Annotated in this window: 17 protein-coding genes; 4 read left to right on the top strand and 13 right to left on the bottom strand. The window is 44.8% G+C overall.

Annotated elements, in window-relative coordinates:
* Nucleotides 1-46 precede the first annotated feature (46 nt).
* Genes JTN23_RS18100 through JTN23_RS18080 form a run of 5 tightly spaced genes read right to left on the bottom strand, consistent with a single transcriptional unit; the run spans nucleotide 47 to nucleotide 8,113 of the window.
* Entirely contained in the window at nucleotides 47-1,675 is a 1,629-nt protein-coding gene (locus JTN23_RS18100) for an ATP-binding protein (protein WP_247236436.1), read from the bottom strand.
* On the bottom strand, nucleotides 1,647-3,644 hold the full coding sequence (locus JTN23_RS18095; protein WP_247236435.1) for an AAA family ATPase: 1,998 nt from the start codon (nucleotides 3,642-3,644) through the stop codon (nucleotides 1,647-1,649). Before JTN23_RS18095 ends, JTN23_RS18100 begins: the two co-directional genes overlap by 29 nt.
* A 3-nt stretch (nucleotides 3,645-3,647) precedes the next feature.
* Nucleotides 3,648-3,866 carry a DNA modification system-associated small protein gene (locus JTN23_RS18090; RefSeq protein WP_247236434.1) on the bottom strand — a complete coding sequence of 73 codons (219 nt, stop codon included), beginning with the start codon at nucleotides 3,864-3,866 and terminating at the stop codon, nucleotides 3,648-3,650.
* Nucleotides 3,867-3,901: 35 nt separating this feature from the next.
* Nucleotides 3,902-6,202: a DEAD/DEAH box helicase gene (locus JTN23_RS18085; protein WP_247236433.1), complete on the bottom strand. Its 2,301-nt coding sequence runs from the start codon at nucleotides 6,200-6,202 to the stop codon at nucleotides 3,902-3,904.
* 9 nt (nucleotides 6,203-6,211) lie between these two features.
* Nucleotides 6,212-8,113, bottom strand: coding sequence for a site-specific DNA-methyltransferase (locus JTN23_RS18080; RefSeq protein ID WP_247236432.1), 1,902 nt, complete (start codon nucleotides 8,111-8,113; stop codon nucleotides 6,212-6,214).
* Between the two features lie 259 nt (nucleotides 8,114-8,372).
* Between JTN23_RS18080 and JTN23_RS18075 the strand changes: the two genes are divergently transcribed.
* The 3 genes from JTN23_RS18075 (at nucleotide 8,373) to JTN23_RS18065 (ending at nucleotide 12,088) form a co-directional block, all read left to right on the top strand.
* Nucleotides 8,373-9,941 (top strand): hypothetical protein, encoded by a 1,569-nt coding sequence (locus tag JTN23_RS18075; protein ID WP_247236431.1) that lies wholly within the window; start codon nucleotides 8,373-8,375, stop codon nucleotides 9,939-9,941.
* 130 nt (nucleotides 9,942-10,071) lie between these two features.
* Complete coding sequence (locus tag JTN23_RS18070; RefSeq protein WP_247236430.1) at nucleotides 10,072-10,425, top strand: hypothetical protein; 354 nt, start codon at nucleotides 10,072-10,074, stop codon at nucleotides 10,423-10,425.
* A gap of 25 nt (nucleotides 10,426-10,450) precedes the next feature.
* Nucleotides 10,451-12,088, top strand: a complete 1,638-nt coding sequence (locus JTN23_RS18065) for an SGBP N-terminal domain-containing protein (RefSeq protein ID WP_247236429.1) — start codon at nucleotides 10,451-10,453, stop codon at nucleotides 12,086-12,088.
* On the opposite strand, the gene JTN23_RS18060 is transcribed toward JTN23_RS18065, so the two are convergent.
* The 7 genes from JTN23_RS18060 to mnmE all read right to left on the bottom strand — a co-directional run bounded on the left by JTN23_RS18060 (nucleotide 12,077) and on the right by mnmE (nucleotide 19,793).
* Nucleotides 12,077-13,546, bottom strand: a complete 1,470-nt coding sequence (locus tag JTN23_RS18060) for a DUF6371 domain-containing protein (RefSeq protein ID WP_247236428.1) — start codon at nucleotides 13,544-13,546, stop codon at nucleotides 12,077-12,079. The genes JTN23_RS18065 and JTN23_RS18060 overlap by 12 nt on opposite strands.
* A 111-nt stretch (nucleotides 13,547-13,657) precedes the next feature.
* Nucleotides 13,658-14,839, bottom strand: coding sequence for an AAA family ATPase (locus JTN23_RS18055; RefSeq protein WP_247236427.1), 1,182 nt, complete (start codon nucleotides 14,837-14,839; stop codon nucleotides 13,658-13,660).
* Nucleotides 14,829-15,170: a helix-turn-helix domain-containing protein gene (locus JTN23_RS18050; protein WP_247236426.1), complete on the bottom strand. Its 342-nt coding sequence runs from the start codon at nucleotides 15,168-15,170 to the stop codon at nucleotides 14,829-14,831. The genes JTN23_RS18055 and JTN23_RS18050 overlap by 11 nt, the downstream gene beginning before the upstream one ends.
* A 165-nt stretch (nucleotides 15,171-15,335) precedes the next feature.
* Nucleotides 15,336-16,469 (bottom strand): hypothetical protein, encoded by a 1,134-nt coding sequence (locus tag JTN23_RS18045; protein WP_247236425.1) that lies wholly within the window; start codon nucleotides 16,467-16,469, stop codon nucleotides 15,336-15,338.
* A gap of 17 nt (nucleotides 16,470-16,486) precedes the next feature.
* Entirely contained in the window at nucleotides 16,487-17,611 is a 1,125-nt protein-coding gene (locus JTN23_RS18040) for a site-specific integrase (protein WP_247236424.1), read from the bottom strand.
* 18 nt (nucleotides 17,612-17,629) lie between these two features.
* On the bottom strand, nucleotides 17,630-18,190 hold the full coding sequence (locus tag JTN23_RS18035; RefSeq protein ID WP_247236423.1) for a helix-turn-helix domain-containing protein: 561 nt from the start codon (nucleotides 18,188-18,190) through the stop codon (nucleotides 17,630-17,632).
* Nucleotides 18,191-18,443: 253 nt separating this feature from the next.
* Nucleotides 18,444-19,793: a tRNA uridine-5-carboxymethylaminomethyl(34) synthesis GTPase MnmE gene (gene mnmE / locus JTN23_RS18030; RefSeq protein ID WP_247236422.1), complete on the bottom strand. Its 1,350-nt coding sequence runs from the start codon at nucleotides 19,791-19,793 to the stop codon at nucleotides 18,444-18,446.
* Nucleotides 19,794-19,865: 72 nt separating this feature from the next.
* Between mnmE and JTN23_RS18025 the strand changes: the two genes are divergently transcribed.
* Entirely contained in the window at nucleotides 19,866-20,387 is a 522-nt protein-coding gene (locus JTN23_RS18025) for a histidine phosphatase family protein (protein ID WP_247236421.1), read from the top strand.
* A gap of 1 nt (nucleotide 20,388) precedes the next feature.
* On the opposite strand, the gene JTN23_RS18020 is transcribed toward JTN23_RS18025, so the two are convergent.
* Nucleotides 20,389-21,426, bottom strand: coding sequence for an oxygenase MpaB family protein (locus JTN23_RS18020; RefSeq protein ID WP_247236420.1), 1,038 nt, complete (start codon nucleotides 21,424-21,426; stop codon nucleotides 20,389-20,391).
* Between the last annotated feature and the right edge of the window lie 97 nt (nucleotides 21,427-21,523).

Here is a 21,523-nt window from a genome sequence, read left to right as displayed (position 1 = left end):
ACTTATTCTCTTCTTTATTCGGAAGTTTGCATCTGTATAACTTCTATCAGATTAAGTGTCTAACCTTTATCTTCTTATACTTCTTACCCATGCCTAGGACAATCGCCGTAGAGTTTTTCAGTATAAGCTCACCTTTTTGTAAACCTGCTATGGCTTCTTTGATTTCCTGGAATTCCTTGCCAGATACACCAAAGAGATCCTTTATGACTCCGTCATTGATAGACTGTTGCTTCATGATGAGGGGGTACTGGGCGTTGGCGTAGAAGTCAAAGTATTCGCTTTTGTAGCTATCCATGTTCTGGGTTGCCAGGATGATAGACAAGCCTTTGTTACGGCCAACAGCGATGAGGTCGCGGAGGGGTTTGTTGTCAAACCCTAGCATGTAGTGTGCCTCATCAATGATGGTGAAGTGTCGGAGTTCTACGCTGGTATCGTCTACTGCCTGTTTGGGGAGCCGCTCGTAAATAAGTGTTAGCTTTGATACGATGAAATATACAATGGCTTTGGCTACTGGACCATCTTTGGGGAATGAGTCCATCTTTATGATGTAGCTATCCTTAATCAGATCTATCCTGTCATCGTCGGTGAAGAGGTTGTTGCGTATAAGTTGTTTCAGTACTGACTTTACACTGTCGTCACGGTCTTTTTCTTTGTCTGGCTGTAATGCAGTATATTCCTTTAAAATACCAGAAAAGTTGACGGGGCTATTATTGGTTTGCTTGTAAGCATTGATAATAGCCTCAGATAAGCGGTTGCTCATATTAGCGCTGATACGAGCATTATCAATGGCGCATAATGCATTTGCTAGCTCAGTAGAGTATAGGTTAATTTCATTCTGTGTACGTCCAGTGAAGTCTTTGAAGGGTGAGAATGGGAGCGGAGCAACAATTGGGTCTAGGATGGCACTTTTGTCAGTTTCAAAGAGCTGTAACCAACTGTTGTTAGCGGGATCGGAAAACTCACCTTTATAATCAAACAACAGAAAGTTGACTGGGTAGGGACTATCAATAGAGAGGCTACGAATCTCGTTAATCAATACTGCCAATAAATTGGACTTACCTGAGCCGGTGGTACCAGCAATTAGTATCTGTGTATTAGAAATTTCTTTACCATTCAGATTTAAAGTTGCCGGTATTTCGTCTTCATAGGTTCCTATGTTCAAGTCAAGTATAGGAATGGCGCCCGCCCTGCCTCCTGTTTGGCTATTGGTATTGAGCAGCCAGTCATCAAGTATGCTGTCTTGCTGAAGTAGTTTACTGCCACGTAGAATTTCAGCGTTAATAATCTTGCTTTTAAGTACTGCGTTTTCCCAGTCTACCTGCAGTCCGTGGTACCGAAGTTTGAGCAGGGCGGAGTACATAGTGCTCAGGTTGTGCAAGGTGAATAGGGTTTCAAAGATGCGCTGACTGTTTTTGGAAAGCGGAATCTGTTCTATACTTTCCAGCTCCCGTGTTTCTTTACTGGAAAGACCTGCCAATAAACAGATACGCATGATTTTGTTTCCACTGATTGAAACTGACTTTTGTCCTTGACTGTACCTGTCCAGATTGACACGTTGTTCTATCTTTACCTTACAAGTGTGTAGGTGGTCCAGCAAGCCCTCAGATTGACGGATATTTTGCAGGTTTATAACGCTCATTGTTTTATTAATTAACTGAGTTTCCGAAATAGCCATCAACTACCCGTGTAAGCTGCTGCTCCCTGTCACGTTCCAGAGTATAGGCTTTTGATACGAAGGATTCTATCTTAGTTAAATCGGAGCCAGGTCTTATTTCACTGTCAGAACTGAACAGGATGGTCTGATCAGATAACTCTGGAAAATAATTTTCTAAAACTGTGGAGCGACTGGTTTCATCCAGAACTCCCATGACAGTATCAATCATCACAGGAGGATCATAGTCACCAAACTCATGAAGGGCTTTCAGAAGTACTTGGACCACCACCTGCTTGGAGGCTGTATTAAGCTGATTGAGGTAAATTTCGTTACCAGCTTTATGGAATATTTTAAAGGTTAAGTTGGCTAAGTTTTCAGATAATTCTACCCTGTCTATTACATCTTTATACGCAGCCAGGTTGATGTTGAGGTCCTGCTTCATACGCACCTCAATCTCTTGCTTTTTAGACCTAAGCAGTTTATCAGCTACATCTTCAAAAAAGCCTTTCAATCTGCCTAATGCTTCATACTTGGGGTCAGGCTCCTGAGTAGTTTGGATATCAAATTGGTGTAGCCTTTTATCAATTTTAGTAATTTCACTCTTCACTTCGAGTATCTGCCCTTCCAATTTCCTGAGGCTGGCTTCATTTTCCTCATACGATTTCAGTAAGGTATAGTCCCGACCAGCTATCTGTTCTTTCATCTGTTCCAACTGAACTTCTAGCATCTGATTTTGGCTCAATGCCAGAGTCAGCTCAACTTGTTGCTGATTGAGAATAGGGAAGGGGTTATTGTTTTTGGTATTCACTAAGTTCTCTAGCGCTTTCACTTCTGAGAATTCCAGAAAATCATAGGGGTCGGACTGAGGGGGAGTATGAGTCGAGGCTAATACGTGATCTATTACCTCATCAAGCTTTATATCCTGTAAGACCAACTTGCGCTGCCGGAGGTATTCGAGGATGGTGTAACTGATAGCTTCTACCTGCTCGGGTTGCATAGTAATAAAACTATTCTGCTGTTGTTCCTGCCGGGCTTTTAGAACTAGCTGTACTTCGGACTTTACTGCCTCACGCAGCTTAGGAAGACAAACATCCAACTCGATATCTTTTACGAAGCTGTCTAGGTCACTTCTATATTGGGACTCCTTTTTTAAGATATTCTCTATCTGCACTTTGGTTTGCTCCATCTTATTTTTGATGGTAGTTTCCTGGCTGAGTCCATTTTTTAGGCCATCATAGAGTTCTTTGTTAGCTACTGAATATTGAAGTGCATCCTGTAACTGTTGCTGTAAAGTACTAAGGGTCGATTCAAATTTCTTTTTCTGTTCCAAGAGCTGCAGGTACTCCTGTTTTTCATTTTCGACCTGCAGTCGTTGCGCAGTATATACCTGATGCAGGCTTTCAGCTCCCCTGGCTAACTGAAGGTACTTGTTAAAGCCCATCACATTTTCGATGTTCTCTTTAATGACCCGGTTGAGATGATCTTCTTTGAGCAGGTTACCTGCCTCCATGGCGTCAAAGAGGAAGTAACGGCTCAGTTCTTGTGGGAGGTTGGCTTTGATGATCTTGTTAACCTGGGCTTCCTGTTCGGCACGCTGGGCGGATGGAGTAGCAGAGCCATAAAGGAAGATGGTACCGTTCATATTGAGCCGGACACTTTCTACCGGATGCTGAGATGCATTGAGTGCATAGGTGCGGGTCAGGACGTACTGCTGGTCCTGGTTGAGTACCTTACCTGTAAAATGAAGTTCAAGTACAATCTTCGCTTCCTCCCGGCCAAGAGCACCTGCATTTAATAATTCATGAAACTGTCTTGGGCTGTTGATTTTAAGGCCGTACAAGGCGCCATAAATGGCTTCAAAGAGGGTAGTTTTACCACCACCATTTTTTCCACCTATCAATATAATAGGCTTATCAGGCTCTACGGACAGGTCCAGGTCCAGTTCAAGATAGGTCTTGAAGTTTCGGGCTTTGATTCTTTTGATGAGCATGGGCTACTTGATTTTGAGGAGAGCTTTTTCGATGAGCCGTTCAATAGCTTTCTCGTTCAGATCCTGGTTGCTGATCCTCTTTTCATGGAATTCTTTCAATAAATCTTCCCGGACCCAATCGTATTCCAACTGGTGCTGGGTGGATAGGGTCTCGATCAGGCTCATGTCGCCCTTTCGGATGCCGTAGTGGATGAAAGTTGTATCTAGTCCTTTCTTGGCCATTGGTGAGGGAGTGTTTAGGATATAGTATGTGAAAATCAGTAAGCCTGCACGAGGGCTGGATTAAAATAGTCCCAGCCGGTGAGGTCGTGGGTATTTTCAATTTTGTTGGTACAATACCGCCAAGTCGTGGTGCCTCCCGTCTCGTTGCCAATCAATACTCCACCGATGGTAGGCTTGCCTTGCTGGTTGCGCTGGGCGATGTAGTCTACCAAGGCATTGTGTTTGAGGTGGGCCGCTGCTGGGTCGCTGCCCGCCGTTTTGGTATCAAACAGGCAGGTAATGCCTGATTTGGTCAGGATCACAAAATCCACGTAAAAAAGCCTCAGGGTTCCGCGGGCATCCGTATAGGGTACAGCGAAATGTTCCTTGCCATTGTCACCGTTTTTGTACCACCAGGCTATGTGTGCTTTGTGCTGTACCAGAAAATCAGAGAAAAGTACTTCTGGTTTGGAGGCTCTCTTTAACTGAAAGTAGGGTTCCAATACGTGGCATTCCTTGGGATTGGCTTCGTAGGTATCGTTATAAATACGCTCGGAGGGTACCTCCCAGGCGTAGTGGGCAACATCTTTCTTAGCTTTGTTGGCCTGTTGTTGCAGCAATTGCTCGTAGGCTTCGAGAGCCCGCGCAATCAGCTCGATGAAGGAAGGTTTATTTTGTTCATACAGCACCACCTTCACGGCTTCAAATTCACTCATGGCCAGGTACTCCTCAAAAAAAAGTTTGAGGGCCATTTCCAGCACGGGTGTAGAGTCTACGGGCGCGTAACCTCCCACATTGTCGCGGCAAAACTGCCGGAAAAGGATCATCAGTTCTCCTTCTGTTTTGGCAAAACGTACTGTTTCGTCCACTCGAATCACTTCGACACCTCCACTCAGATGCACGTTCTCAGGTATAACGATGTCAATGCGGCTCACGTCCAGTTCGATGAGCTTTTCAGTCAGCTTTTGACGGCTTTCGTCGGTATAGTCGCTTCTACTCAGGTCTCGGTGAACACCCCAGAGAGCTTCGGCAGTCTGATACAAGGCCAGTCGAAACTTGGAGCCCAGACGATTACGGTCAATGCGGGTGTTGATGAAGCTCGATTCGAGCAGGACGGGCCGGTAGTCGGGCTTGCGTACGGCCCGGTCCATGCTGATGTAACTCATGTCGTCCTGTACAATCACAATGCGGTCTTTGCTGAGGTTGGTGAACACGTATCCCTGATTGAGCAGGGCATCGGGGTAGTGCTTTTGCTCGGGCATTCGCAAAATTCGGCCTACTGTTTGAATGGTGAAAGTAGTACTGTGCAACTCACGGAAGATCACCAGCACGGCGGCCCGGGGGCAGTCCCAGCCCAGGGCAATGGCCTGCTTGAATAGCAGTACCTCCACCATGTTGTCAGGGGCTTCGATGCCGTCGAGATTGTCTTTCTTCCCTGACAGCCACACGGCTAGTTTGTGGTTGCTGGTGGAGATGTCTTTGCTCTCGAGATAGTGAATCACTGTGTCGATGTACTTTTTGTCCTCGACAGTTTCGGATTCACTGGTGTCGTTAGGGAGCTGAATGAGCAGCAGAGGGTTAATACTTAGGCCGAGTTTCTGGTAGGCCTGCCTGATTTCTTCCCGTTTTTCAAGGGCGATGTCCATCAGTATTTGTTCCAGTGATTTGCCGCCCGTTTGCAGGTACTGATCCAGGGCGGGATTTAGGATAATGCCCTCTTTGATCATCTCGTCCTGGATAACGTCGTGGCGCTCTACGATTACCTTGTAGTCACTGGGCGTGGTGGGCGTGGCCGATACCCGGATTTCGAGTTTGGGGTAAATCCCCTGAAGAACCTCAGTGGCGCGTTTGGCCGTGAGCGTGTTGGCAAACATGTGCTCTTCGTCAATGATGACGATGATCTCGGTTTCGTGGAGGCGGGCCTGATTGACGTAGTTGTAGAGGGTACGGCCATGCTCGTTGTCCTTTACCATCAGGTTTTTTTCCTTATTGATGCTCTCCCAGTTTACAAACAGGACGTCGTTGGGCTGGAGGGCGTCGCCGCTGATGTCGTCGAAGAAAACGGGCCGCAACGAGCGCAGTTCGGCGAAGTAGCTTTTTAGGGCGCGGTAGCTTTGAATATACAGCTTATTGGGGGCTATCCAGATAAAGGCCGCCTGTCGTTTTTCAAGGTCGAGGTGGTCGGGGAGTTCTTCGCAGAATTTGTTCAGGAAGGCCGCAATCATGATGGTCTTGCCCGCGCCGGTGGGAGCCTTGAACACCAGAGGTTGCCGCGCACCGGGGCGTTTGAGTAGCTTGAAGGTATTAAAGGTGAGAGTATTGACAGCTTCTTCCTGGTAGGGTTTAAGATGGATCATGGCAGTAAATCAGAACAAAGTGAGGGGGGTAGTTTCGGCGGCTTCTTCTTCTACAATTTGGGCCGGGGCTTGCTCGTCGGGCAGTACCTGCCGGTAGGCTTTATAGATAGCGTCGGGCAGGGCGCAGAGCGTGACGTACGGAAGTACCTCCTCAAATTCCTCGGTGTAGGGGTACTGCCCGTTGCTGAACACGTAGACCTTAAACCGTGCCTGGGGCTCTGCCTCCACGGCCTGGCGGATTAGTAGAACGGCTTCGTCTATGCAGAGGTCGTCGTAGATGATGATCAGGTACCGGCCGATACGGCCATAGCCACGGATCTGCTCGTCCAGGCTCAGGGAGGGTACCTCCTCGTACAGCCCCTCTTTAATGCAGAGCAGCTCGGTGGCACGTTGCATTAGCAGGCGCTTGGCGGGCAGGGAAGTTTGGCGGGGTACCATGTCGCTGCGGTAATACCGCAGGCTGTTGTTGGTAAGCCCCGGTACCTGCTGCCCTTTGGCATTGGTGTAGCCTTGTATTACGCGCTTGTTGCGCTCGTAGCAGACTTCCTCGGCAATTCCATTTTCATTATTAGTGACCAGGATGCACTGTCTAATACCGCCATCCTCGGCGTTTAGCTGCATGGTGGCGTGGAGGGTGGTACCGCTGCCGGCGAAGAAGTCTAAAATGATAGAATTTTTATTGGAAGCTATATTTAATATTCTGTTTAGCAATTTTAATGGCTTAGGTGTTGTAAAAAAACCTTCATCATTCCCGAAGACTTCTAAGACTTCTTTCTTTGCTTCCTGTGTATTACCTGCTTCCGTATGTAGCCAAATTGTTTGGGGTAGAACTCCATCCTGTACATCGGACAAAAATCTCTTTAGTCTTGGAACTCCCTTCCCATCACTTCCAAACCAGATTTTATTTTCTTCGACTAATTTTTTAAAATTTTCTTCTGATACTCGCCAATACATTCCTTTTGGAGGTCCATCAATCACTCTTCCACCTGGAGTAACAATCTTATAAGTCCCTAAACTATAATAGTTCCTTGCAGATAAATCACCTGAAGTCCAAATCCCTCTTGGATCATTATCCGGGTTTTTATATCTATCATTTTGTGTGCTAGTCCGTGGAAGTAGATTTAATTTTAAGGAGTTTTTATTCTTGGTATAACAAAGTATAAATTCATGATTTGAAGAGAAGAATTTGGCAGAACTCCTAGGTGCAAAATTCTTCTGCCAAATTATACAATCTATAAAATTCTCCTCCCCAAACACCTCATCACATAGGAGCTTCAACTGCGCCTGTTCATTATCGTCAATGGAGATGAAGATTACGCCCATACTGGACAGCAGCCGTTTGGCGATTAGCAGCCTCTTTTGCATAAAGCTCAGCCACTTGGAATGGCGATAGGTGTCTTCGTGATCTATGAAGCGGTCATTGTATTTAAAATCCTTGTTGCCGGTATTGTAGGGAGGGTCTATGTAAATCACGTCTACGAGGCCTTCGTGCGTAAACGTCAGGGCTGTGAGGGCGTGGAGGTTGTCACCTTCGATGAGGATATGGTCGGGGGCGGGTTTGGCTTCGCCTGTACCGGGGGCTTCTCCTTCGCTCGGATTGCCAGGTTCTTCTGCTTCTTCCTCCGTAGCGTCGGTAAAGCTAATGGTTCCTTGTTTGGCTGTTATGGAAGTAAAGAGTGGCCGAGGTGTGGGGAGTGGGTTTGATTGGGGTGATGCCAATATACGCCGCTCTACTACTTCGCTCAGCACGGGCAGGTGCTGGCGGAGGAATTCTTCGACGTCTTCGGGCTTGTCTTCCCACATGAGGCCATATTTTTTCTTGGTATTGACCAGGTTGATGAGGTATGCTTTCTGGTCCTGAGTAAGTCCCTCCTGTTGTTTGAGGGCTTCTATTAGTTCCTGTTTGTTCATAAAGTGGATGAGGGATAAGTAACCCACAGTCGTGGGTATGGTACACATTTGGCTGAGCCGGAAGGCCAAAATACTAAAAATAGCGGGTCAGGAGGGATAATTTGAGGTTTTTTTGTGATGGTACGGGGAAGTAGTACCGTTGGATAAAAAGATGGACCGTAGGATAAAAAGTTGGGAGAGGGAAGGGGTAGAAATGGATGTGTATAAGTAATATGGCTGCTTCAATATCCATTCGTCTACGATCCCACCTATCATGTTTATGAAAAATTTTCTGACTCCACTAATTCTTCTGGTTCTATTGGCTTCTGAGAAAGCATATGCACAGAAGATAAAAGCACCTTCAAATTCGGGCCAAAAAATAGATTCAATACAAATTGATTTTAGTAAGTTAAAAGATGGTAGCTGGAAGAATGCCCTGCCTGATACATTGGCTTATGGAGGAAAATATATTATCAAAATTGATAACATTAACCGGCATTTATTCAAAGTTGATGGCACAGTAGGGCAAAAGGACTTTAATGTTGATCTCCCATCTATATTTGGTACAATTAAATTGCCTGGATTCATGACCTTTGAGTTGCCTTCTATAAGTCCAGCTTCACATTTCTCTACAATTAGAGGTACAGAAAAAATGGCTAGCGACTCAGTAGTTATAAAATTTGCAGAGATTAAGAGTCCTTTGTCTATTATTGAAGAAAATTATCTATATCTACAAAAGGTAGCGAGACTTAGTAACACAATAAAAGCTTTGCAAATGGACTGTGGCCATGGTTATGCAGCCATTGAGAGAATGTTGAGGGACTCAACGAATAAGGCCTTAAGTTTAAAAGATGGAACTTCAAGGTCTGAGCAAATTGAAGTGCTGGGGAATAATTCTTTGGCAAGAATTGAGAAAGCACGAAAAGCCGGACAAATGTTGGAGGGGCTACAGGAAGAGTTACTAATGAAAATTCAGGCGAAGATTGATACAAATGATAAGATAATTCAAAGATGGGTCTTGAGCCCATTAAAACCTCAGAGTAATAATTTTAAAAATGAAAGTGAAAAGTATATTCAAGCTCAGCTTGATAAAAAGGAAGGGGAGCGGCGAATAGCAGATGTAAACTCAACTATACAAAGAGCGCTCAAAATGGTTGAAGAATTAGAAAAGATAGAAGCTGATAATAAGATACAACTGCTGGTAGATAGCTATAAGCGAATAAATCCTTCCAATTTTACTTATGTCTCAGATCCAATCAAGATTTCAAAGGATGAGACTGAGCTAAAGTTTGTTTTCAAGGCTGATACTCTCCTTACGTGTAATTATCCAAATAAGCTTACAATGCAGGAAGACATACCTACGGTAGGTGGATGGAAAGTGGATTTTAGTACAGGTGTCTTTTTTAGTGGTGGACTGGGGGGGAAAGGATTTTTCGGGCAAGAAGTATACTATCTAGCTTCATCTGATGATTCTACTAAAACAATAATACGTGAAAAAGATGCAGGTGGACGTTTGCTTATGTCTCTTGGTGCACTCGCCCATATATATAAGCGCAGCATCAATAATACAAAGTTGGTTATTAGCCCAGGAGTAAGTACAACGACCGCTTTTGATAGCTTTATGTTTCACTTGGGGCTATCAGCTATATTTGGAAGAAAAGATCGTTTTGTAATAACGCTTGGGACTACACTAAAAGAGAGTACCATTCTTGACAAGCGTTATGAAGTAGATACACCATACAGTACAAAAGAACTGCCCAAGGAGGTACCAACCATTAAGGTATTTCCGAGAGGAGGCTGGTTTTTATCATTAACGTATAACCTGTCGTCGTTGAAGAAAAATAGCTAATCAGAGTACAAAAGCAGTAAGTTTGTGTTAACTTAACGCTTAAGAAATAGCTTAATTTTATCATTGATTTGTGAATGGTTGTTGGGTAGGGTAGCTATTATTTTTGGAAAAAACGAGAAAAAAACGTGAGATGAACGAACAGAACTTAAAACCATTCTCTTCGGAGAACCAGCCAAAGAACAGGGGTAGGAAACCAGGAAGTAAGAACCGCTCGACAATAATCAGGGAATGGCTGGATGTGGAACAAGTCACTGAGAACCCTGTGACAGGCGAGATGCAAAGGCTAACGGTTGAGGAGCAGATAACACTTTCTATGGTAAAAAAAGCTTTATTAGGGGATGTAAATGCCTACAAGGCTTTGATGGATTCGGCCTATGGCAAGCCCACGCAATACATTGATACAAATCAGGATATTACAGTACATTATATTGATGATGATGGAATGGTGATGGATGAAAGTATGATGGCTGAACTAGCTCATTAAACTATTTACCCACTATACTTTTATTATGCTCAAACCATTTTTCCCCTCTATTTCATTTCTACTATTCGTTCTATTAGTTGTTGCCTCCTGTAAGTCAAGTGAGCCAGAGCCTGTTAAAAGCAGCCAAAAAGAAATATCCAGTCTGAGTCTTGATGGCGTCACTGCGGTGACTGTACTATTTGATGTTGCGTCAAATACCTACATCATCACGGTACCAGCCGGAACTGATGTCAAAGCGCTTCAACTTAAATTTACACTACCTCAGGGGGCTACTTCCAAACCCCTATCAGGTGCGGTGCATGACTTTACTAATCCAGTGACCTATACAGTTACCGCTGAGGATAGGAGTACAAAGACTTTCACGGTAAAGGTGGTGCTGCAGGATGCTCCCAAGTCTTCGGAGAAGCAGATTACGTCTTTTGCCTTAGAAGGTTTTAACCCTATAATCAAAGGAAGTATTGATCAGTCTAAGAGGACAATAACAGCTATTGTTCCATCTGATGCTAGTCTTACTGCTATCATACCTACTATATTAGTATCACCCAAGGCAGTTGTATCACCTGCTTCAGGTGTAGCTCAGGATTATACAAATCCGGTAAAGTACACTGTTACAGCAGAAGATGGGAGTACACAGGTTTATGAGATAAAGATAGAAAAGGCTCCAAAGTCAAAAGACAAGCAGATTCTGGCCTTCTCTTTCAAAGGTCTTACTCCAGAGGTTAAGGCGAGTATCAATCAGTCAAACAGGTTGATTGCGGCTACTTTACCAGCTTATGCAAATCTAACAGCACTAGTGCCTACCATTGAGGTATCAGCTAAAGCTACTGTCTCACCTGCTTCCGGTGTAGCTCAGAACTTTTTGAATACTGTAAACTATACTGTAACAGCCGAAGACGGTAGTACGCAGGTTTATGAAGTAAAGGTATCGAGGGCGCCTGCTGTGACATTGGCAGATGTAGTGGATGATCCGGCTTTAGTGGAATACTTACATGGTACATGGGGTATATATGTAGATGGGGAAGAACAAAAGTTTGACAACTATTCGTACAAGTTTGATAGATCTAGTAAAGTAATGCGTTATGAGAACTACTACAATGACTTTTATTATAGTTCTTATCCAGAAAGATCAAGTATTGATTACACCATAAAGATTGAAAATAACATTATTTTTAGAACAGCACTTCTTAATGGTACCTATGAAAAATACGCTAGAATTGAAAAGGTCTCAAATGATGAGATGAAACTTTTCTGGATATGGGAAACGGAGAATTCTTATAGAGAAATTTATATAGGCGTATTAACAAAGACCAGTAATGTTGAGAAAGCTGCGTCAGATGTAATAAAGGATAATCAGCTACTTAATGTGCTTAAAGGAGTTTGGAAGCAGGACAAGTATTCTATTTATGATAATATAACATTTGACTTTTCTTCAGGAAAGAACTACTACCAGTACGGCTATGAGTTCCAAGGAGCAAAGACCATTGATAAGATGGAATATAAAGTGGATGAGAGCGGGGTATTTAATTACCGGAGGTGGAATAGTTCCTTTGATCCATCTTGGAAGAAGTACCATGTCGAAATCATATCCGAAAGTGAGATAAAGCTTTACAAAATAGTAGATGGGAAAAGGAGATCTACTCCTGATTACCATTTAAGGCGATGAATACATTGAAGTATTAGTGGAAGAATTATTTTTTATTAAATATTTCTCTAATTCATATTCTGACTTGAAGCCAAAGCAGGGGTAATGTTCTAATATTCCAAAATTAGTGTAATTGCCCCTGCTGAATCGTTGTCGTATGAAAGCTTTTCTTTCCTCCGCCAGCAGTTGAGTCAGGTGCCTTTGGCCCAATGTATAAAAATAATCCGGAAGGGTGTCGGCTGTAATAGGGAAGGGAAGTTGCTTTATGTTGTGGTGGTAAATGAGTTGCCAAGGCTTTCCAGCGTCCAAGTCTTCGATCAATACATCCAGTAAGGCTAGCTCCTGTTGTAGCGTATCAAAAAGTATAGGGTAGCCCTCTTGGTTAATTTCGAGAGCAAAAGTAATTCCTTTCTGGTTGGTAACGTTGTGAACGCCTGCTTTTAGTGGGTTGGGTTGATGCTCCTGCTTTTCCTTATTATTCTCAGACTGAAATAATTTTGGGACTTCTGCCTGCTGCTGTTTCCACTCCTTATAATCGATCTCTAACAAATAATCGGCTAAGTCAAGCCCCTGTTCCTTTTGCTCTGAGGTAGCGATAGTTTCCAGAAAGTCTGAAACTACAAAGTGGGCAAGGGAACTGTTACTGCGGCCTTTTTCTGCCCATTCAGCGAATGCTTTTCCGTCTTTGGATAAGTCAGGGAATAACATGATTTTCCGACCTATGAACGCCTGTAACATGCTGCTGTTGAAGTTACCTTTTCCGCCAGTAGCAAGCCACACGTACTGCGGAAAGTAAATGCTTCCGATTATAGCGGACTTTTCACTCTCTACAAGTGCAACTATTTTGTCTGGTTCAAGGCTAAGCAAGTGTTCTCCAAACAGGCACTGTCCAAGGTTGTATTCCTGAGCGTTAACTTCTTTGTGTGCCCAGTGAATGTGGCTGTAGGGTTGTTTAACACGCTTGCCGGTGGAAGAGTTGTAAAGCATAATCTTGCCTGTCCGTATATTTCCTTTGCGATCTATTTGCCAAAAGATGCAAGCTCCCAACCATTTCTTTGAAGTGCCTATGTAGTACATGTTGTTTACCATCTGAACTACCTCATCATCAAATACTGCTCGTAAGAACTCAATAAAGTTATTGCTCTCATAGTGGCAGAGTGTCTTTTTTAGGATAGAGAGTGGAATGAAAGAAACTTGCTTAGGCTGAGGTTTGACCAGGGCAGGGGGCCTGGGTAGCCAATCGCTTTTGTTGCCGCGTTCCTTATCATAGATCATCTTACTGTACCCATCGCTGTATGGGCTTATATGATAACTGCATCGATCTTCACGATCGCAGCGCCCGTATAGCTCTGACAGTAACTCTCCGGTATGGGTATCGATGTATCGGGTAAAGGTCTTCCTGCCACAGTCAGGACACCGTTCTTTGTCCTTGGATGTCTGGTAGGGTTTGAGGGTATAGCGGTAGTGATTGTTTGACATGGTTTGGAACTTTTATATAGAAGTAGTAAAACGCGGTGCAACTGGTGCAGGAGCCTATACCTGGTTGCACAAATGCACCAGTGTAGTTTAGTGCATTTGCACCGGTGCAGATTAATTTGCACCGGTGCTTAGCCGCCAGTTACTATCTCCTCCTTCTTCAATAAATCCATGTGCTCTTGCCTCCTTGAAAATATCTTTGGCCGTACGATTCTTTTTCTTGGTAGCTGCCATTATCTTCTCAATAGCATCACCATAGGTATATGATTTTTGCCCACTGAATATTTGTTTACAAATGTTCAGAATATCCTCTACACGCTCACTATCTTTGTTAGTCTGCTGGGTCTGTTTTACACCTGCATCAACGTGGTAGCCTTTTTCCTTACTGTATGTGAATTGAAGCTGAGGGATATCTCCTTTTCCGGCCATTCTTAAAAACTTTGGTTCGATGTATGAGACATCACCCTCTGATTTTACCTGAATTACGCTTTCACTCTTTCGTTGGCATTGGCTCCCTAGGTGACCTCGCTCTTTATCGCTACCAGGATTAGTATGTACTATTACTATGATTGGACATGCATAACGAACAGCCAGTCCTTCAAAGAATTTAACAATAGCATTACTTGCATCCGGGTCATTTACATCCCGAATAAAATCAGCTATCCCATCTATAATTATCAGATGTATCCCTTCAAACTTTTCGCTGGCCGCTTGACAAATGCCCTCTGTACAGGATTGATATTGGTTAATATCCAATTCCCTAATATTATAGGATAGGAGGTAGTCAGGACATGTACTTTGTGCCGCCCTTCTTAATATTGTTCTTAAATTGTGTTGGTGCTTGTGCAGTGCCTGTTCGGTATCGATATGTATGATGGCTTTATCCTCAGTATTCGGTTCAACTGTCAAACCATGAAGACCATCCGTTATTTCAGACGAGGATTTAACAATTGCCCCGGCAATAATGAAGGAGGTTAAGGCACTTTTTCCGCTTTTAGCGGCTCCTGATATGGTAGTAAGGTTGCCCTCTGTACTTATTATCTCACCATTAATGGTGATAACGGGTATCGGAGGGGGTATAGATGAAGTATCAGTAATTCGAAAGCGGGCGAATGCTTCCAAAGTAGGAGCAATATTAGTGTCACTGATTTGTGTATCTTTGAAATTTGCAATCTCTTCCATGTGATCTTGTAGTGATTGCAATCCTGAAAGATCAGGTTTTAAGGCTGCTTTTGTCGAAGAATTGTTATCTTTACCTTGTTCTTCTGGTTGGGGGTGATCTTGGTTAGCGGCCATTTTTCACCCCCTTTCCTTTTTTGTAGTGACTTGCCTCGTCCCGGATTTCGTCTACTGTTTTCCTACGTCCAGCTTTGAGCCATTCTGTGAGTTCATGTTTGGAGAAGTACAATCTGTTTCCGCGCTTGCAAACGGGAATATTAGCCTTGTGTACATGGCCATATACGGTTGGTACCGTTAGATCCAGCAGCTTGGCAGCCTGCTGGACGGTTAGCATCTCATCCTCCTCCTTAGGATGAGTCAGGGATGCAAAAGATGTGTGCTTAATATCAAGGAGAAGTTCCTCGATATTTGATAATCGTCGGTCAATAATTTCAAAAGGATTTGACATATGCTTAAATAATTATTTTCTGCAAATGTCAAGAAGAGTTAAGGCTATCAGGGGGCATCAGGCCTGACGTCAGGGCCTGATATATTTGTAAATAGCTGGTATTCAATAATTTACGTTTATAATGTTTGATTGCTAAATCTTGTTTGTGATTGTTTGACTTTTTGGCTAGGATTTAAGGACCGAGATTTTGTATTCATCTTCTGCCATTATTAAAGCTTTTAGGTACCTCGCATTTTTTAGCATTTTTATAGCCATTTCTATGAGTTCAGGACGTTGTAGCCTATTCTGTCTATAAAAGAACCTTGTATAATGATTCCTGAAGTTCCTCCAACTTGTCATCTCAGGGTAGGGCTCAATAGCTTTTTTATAAAATTTAATTTGTCCCTCTTTGAGGATGTCAATCTCACCACCCTCAATTGCATACCAATAATATAAAGCCAATTCTGCTACGGTGATTGTTGATACTTTTTTACCACTATCCAATCCGTTAAGATTTGGACTTAATCTGGAAGCCATGTTTATGTTGTAGTCTCTTTCCATCCCTTGGAAGCTTTCATACAGCCATTTAAGTATATGATGTTCAGGATGTCTATTAGGAGAAGTAATTAGTGGCAATATTTGGTCTCGAAAGCCCCAGAATTCATTGTCAAACAAGTCGATGATTTCGTTCACCTCATCTCTTGTTGGTAGAAGTTCTATAAGCAATTCATACTCTTTGGGGAGTTGAAGTAACCAATCATAGTAGCGATAAGCACCCTCAATTATTGCATCATATTGGTTAGGATTGTTATCTGGGATAAGTATAGGGAGCCTAACTACGTACCAACCAAAGACATGTGGTTTTATGGATGATACTATCTTGTCTATTAGGGATTCTGCTATTTTACTCTGGCTATTCAAAAATATAGGGCTAGCAGCGTAATGTATAGCGAACTTCGCCTTACACCATCGAAAGGCTAGTTCAACATACCTTTTATATCGGTTCTTCATCCATTCATAAATGGCATCCCCGTACTTTTCTTTTTGATAAAGGATGTAGTATGGTTCCTCTTTTGTGATTATTTTTTCTTCACGTTCTGGGGAAAATATTTGTATTCCACCTCGGTATCCACTAAAATGTAAGTTTTTAATTTTGTCAGCGTCAAAAGATCGGAAGTCAATATTGACCCACTCAATTCCGTTCCCGTCATAGGTCCTAAGAATACGCTCATAAGGGTTGTCGAAATTAGTATAAGTCAGCCAGTGGTCGAGGTCTGCCTCATAGTATAGGTAGCCGAATATGTCTCTTTTAGCTTCCATCAGCTCATTAATGAATTTTATATAAAATCAATCTTTATACGGTTTGCTGCCTGCTGTTTGGTTTTATCTACAATCTTTGCGTAAATCTGGGTCGTCTTCAAGTCCCGATGTCCTAGCATCTTTGAAAGCGTGTAAATGTCGGTACCCAGTTCAAGTTGTAAGGTAGCATAGGTATGGCGGAACGAGTGAAAGGTGATTCCCTTCTTTTTTATTCCGGAATCCAGAATCCACTCTCTGAGTTTTAGATTTGTCCAAGCTGAATATACCAATCCACTGAAGATCCTTTTCTCAGGCTCACCTCGTTCTCCCAATAGCGAAACTGCCTGCTCTGAAATGGGTAAAACCTCCATTCCTTTTGTTTTCTTTTGCCTGAAGCGGATTGAAAACCCGCTCTCCTGGCTGTACTGGATCTCACTCCATAACAGCTTTTCAATATCTGAATACCTGAGTCCTGTTAGAGCTGAAAAAAGAGCTGCCTGTTTTAGTTGAGGTAATTCACAATCTGTATTTGCCAACTTGTTCAGTTCTTCGAGCGTCAGGAACTGCCGGTTGGTTTCGGCCTGCTTGATCCCGTCCACCCTACCATTCAAATCTGTTTTTAGATGCCCTTCTTTATAGGCTTGTTTCAGGGCAGCTTTGAACTTATTGAAATAGGAGTGGGCGGAGTTTTGGGCCAGCGTTTTCTTGCTGCTACGGTTGGTTGGTGATGATTGCAGGTACTCCCGAAAGTCATCACACATTTTTAATGTTAAATCCTTGAACGGTAATTTTCCACCCGTAAAAGCTACCAGGTATTTGAGCGAAGACTGCCAGTTGTCAGAGTTAGGTCCTTTGCGCTTTGCGGCTAACTGTCTGAAATATTCTACAAAGTCTCCCTTTTCTGAAGGATTGCTGATAAATCCATAATTCTGGTTCTGGATTGAAGACTGCCTTTGCCCCTTAATGGCCTCAGCCAGTGCCATTGTATTTTTGTTATGCTCCTTCTCAAATGGATTCTTTGGCTTGTCGTATATAAAGAGCTTTAAGAACTCCCGCCGGGTAGGTTTTCCTGTTTCTTCATTAGGAATTGGCGGATAGTAGTCCAGGTACAGACTATGCCTGTTGTCTGTCATTGACTTCTTCCTTAGCTTAACCTTTGTCATACAGGTGAATGGTTTTGATTACTGTAATAGTTTGTCTATGGTTGCCCGATCTACGTATATAAACTTACCCCGCTGCACCCTTTCTACCCCATTACGTCGGATGAGGTTGTACAGCGTTGATTCTGTGAGGTTAAACTTTGATTTGATCTCAGTTAGGGAATAGAAGTCAGACTCCTGGAACTCCTTCTTTATAGATGGTGACTCCACTTTGAAAACTATTGGCTCGGGCTGCTCGAAGAGCCGGTCGATATCTGAACGCCGGATGATGGTCCGGCTACCTACTTTGCCAACTTGTATACCCTTCCGCTCAATGACCCGGTAGAGGGTCCGTCTGCTTATTCCCACCAGTGCAGCGGTGTCTGCTATACTTAGGAATTCCCGGGCTTTGATTGCTTCCATAGGCCGGTCTTTCACTGCCTTTGTCTGCTGGTGACTGGTCTCCACCTTTTCGCCTCTTTTACGGGCCTTATAAGCCCTCTTTCTACAAGGATCAGAGCAGTAGCCTGTAACGGTAGTGCGGGCTGTAAACTCTGCTCCGCAGAACTCACAAATCCGGTTTATCCTAATGGTTGAAGACATAACTGTGCCTGCTTTTAATATGTGTCATGATGTGTCTAATTGTGCCATAGTGTGTCATCATGTGACATAATCTCGCCCATTCAGGGGTATGAGGTACAAAATAGCTCTGTTAGGTACAGCTAAGGTACAAAAAAGAACAAAATAAACACATACTAGATATTAACTAAATATAGGTAAAGACAATAAAAAAAGCCTCATAGAGAGGCTTATAAGTGCAATTTAGTATGATTTGGTACTTGTATATTTTGTTCTGTTACTTTCCAATACAAAACTTCGAGAATATATTCGCTAACAGGTCGTCATTCACGATGGTGCCTGTGATCTCTCCGAGGTGGTGCAGGGCCAGGCGGATGTCCTGCGCCAGGAAGTCTCCAGTGATACCCATATCCAATCCATTCAGTACATCATCGAGGGCAGCCTGCGTCTTAAGTAGGTGCTCGTAGTGCCGTAGGTTCGTTACTACTGTATCTGAGGCCGCCTGCTTTTGTACCTGAGCCACGATGGTTTCTTTAAGTACCTCGAGTCCTTGCTGGGTCTGGGCCGAGATGGGGAGTGCATCATCCATGAGTCGGAGCTCAGACACATCTACCTTATTCTGCACCCACAGTACCCTTTTGTCAGCAGGTAAGCTCTCCGCCAGCACCTGTATATCAGCAAAGGTTTCGGGGCTGTCGAATAAGAGCAGTACGATGTCCGCCTTCTCCATGGCCTTACGCGAGCGCTCGATCCCCATCGACTCTACCAGGTCCTGCGTTTCGCGGATACCGGCGGTGTCGATGAAGCGGAATTTGAGGCCGTTCAGTACCATGGTATCTTCGATGACGTCGCGGGTAGTACCGGCTATGCTGGTCACGATGGCCTTCTCTTCGTTGAGCAGGGCGTTGAGCAGGGTAGACTTACCTACATTGGGTGAACCAATGATCGCCACCGGTACGCCATCCTTGATGGCATTACCGTAGTCAAAGGATTCAATGAGCGGAGCTATGGTGCGCTGCAGGGAGTGGATCAGATTGCGCAGGTCGTCGCGCTGGGCAAACTCTACGTCCTCTTCCCCGAAGTCAAGTTCCAGTTCGACCAGGGAAGCGAAGTGGATCAACTCTTCGCGCAGCGACGCCAGCTTTTTCGAGAATCCCCCGCGCAGCTGGTTGAGTGCCGTGCGGTGGCTGGTTTCGGAATCAGCGGCGATGAGGTCGGCAACGGCTTCGGCCTGTACCAGATCAAACTGACCATTGAGGAAGGCCCGCTGCGTAAACTCGCCCGGACGGGCTATGCGGGCGCCCTGTTTGACGAGGAGCTTGATGATTTGCCGGATGATGTAGTCAGATCCGTGGCAGGAGATTTCAATGGCGTCTTCCCGGGTAAAGGAGCGGGGCGTTCGGAATACCGTCACCAGTACTTCATCCACTAGTGTGGCACCGTCGCGGATAGTACCGAAGTGTACCGTATGGCTCTCGGCCTGGCTGAGATCTTTGCCTTTAAATATACTATTAACAATATCGATAGCGCCCTGTCCGGATACCCGGATCACAGCGATGGCTCCCACTCCGGAAGGGGTAGCCAGGGCACAGATGGCTTCCTGTTGGAATACGGTTGGTTGATTCATGGTGCAAAGATGCTACTCTGCCAGGTTTTTGTTATTACTATTGTATCTATCTACTATACAAATCCAGTTTTTATGAAATTCATTCCGTTTCGCAACACCTTATGCGTAGCTGCTATGGTATTGATGGCGAGTTGTTCGACTACCCATATCTACCTGGTACGACACGCCGAGAAAGCGCAAACGCCTCCTGGCGATCCGCCTCTGACGGCAGCGGGTCAGCAGCGGGCCCAGGCGCTGGCGGATACTCTTCGTACCAAAAATATCGTGGCGATCTATTCTACCAATACCCTGCGTACTCGCTCTACGGGCGAGCCCCTGGCTAAAGAGCTGAACCTGCCTATCCGTGCCTATAGTACCGATACCCTCTGGGAAACGGCTCGTCACCTGATGAAGACCAAAAGAGGCAACGCCCTGATTATCGGCCATAGTAACACGCTGTTGCCACTGCTGGACCAGTTCCCGGTAGCGCACCGCCAGACTGCCATACCTGAAAGCGACTACGACAACCTGTACCGGGTTAGGGTACAGAAGAGACTTCTTCTACCCGCTAAGATTACTATAACAGAGGGTACGTACGGTGCTATGACAGAGTAGATTAGCGCCAGTACTTTTCCATGACGGGAGAGTCGGGCTGTTGCAGCGTAAGCAGCTGGGGAAATAAGGGGACCTGATAGAAAAGCCGCAGGAAACGGTCTTCCCACTCCACCTGAGGTACGTCCAGCAGGTTGGCCAGTTCATCCCCCAGAAAGTACCGCATCTGAGCCGCCGGCAAGTTGCGCAGCGAGGGCTGGGGCGTTTGCTGCTCCATGACCTGCAGGAGCGCCCGGGTAAGTCCCTTGCCTGCTTCGGAGGGGCGGAACTGCCTGCGTGCAATAGCCTGGCCTAGATGGTAAGCCTCGCGCAGATTGTGGGGCAGGATCTCTTCTTTTACCCCCAGCAACTGACCCACTACATTCCAGAAGTACAGGTAGGCTTCCTCTCCGGCATCCGTGGTGGATTGGTTGAGCTGGCGCAACCCCCGGATGATGATGTACGAAAAGGCTAGGTTGGTACCTGCCATATCCTCCTGACAGATGGGATACCCCCAGTCCAGATTCCAGCGTTCACTCCTTAGAGTATACCATCTCACGGCCGCGTGCAGTAGCCGGACCTTGGCGATGCGGATAAAATTACGGCCGTTGGTCCAGTCTTTCTCCTGCATAATGCCAAACACAAAAGCGCCCGTCTCCTCCAGACGCTGGTAGGTCATGGACTTGATCCGCTCCGAAATCCAGAGTACCTGGGCTCCGTTGGCTCCGGCGTAGCAGTAGGGCAGCGAGTAGGTGCCCAGCAGGAGGGAGATCAGGCGATAGTGTTGCCAGAAAAAATGGATACCTTTGTTAAAGGTTTGCAAATCAGTACCGTTAGATAGGGTACTTTGCTGCGTGATAAATTCCCTAACAGCGATAGGTTGTCCTTCCAGACTCAGATTTTCGTAGTCGGTCAGGTACTTCATGAGGCTGCCTACCACCGGGTGGCCTCCCTGTTCTGCGACTTGACTAATTACTGCATCCGCCTCCACATCACCAGTCTGGCGGAGCGGGTTGAGCAGGGAGTCCGGGAAAGATCGGCTGGATTTGATAACTTTGGGCATTCTAATGGCAAGGTTATATACCTATGAAACCCGCCGTTGAAAAATTTAGTTTTACTCAGTTAGTAACCATTGCAAATACTCTCCTCAGTGAGCCAGA

Source organism: Telluribacter roseus, from assembly GCF_017355915.2.
GTDB lineage: Bacteria > Bacteroidota > Bacteroidia > Cytophagales > Spirosomataceae > Telluribacter.
This window is presented reverse-complemented; position numbering and strand designations above follow the sequence as displayed.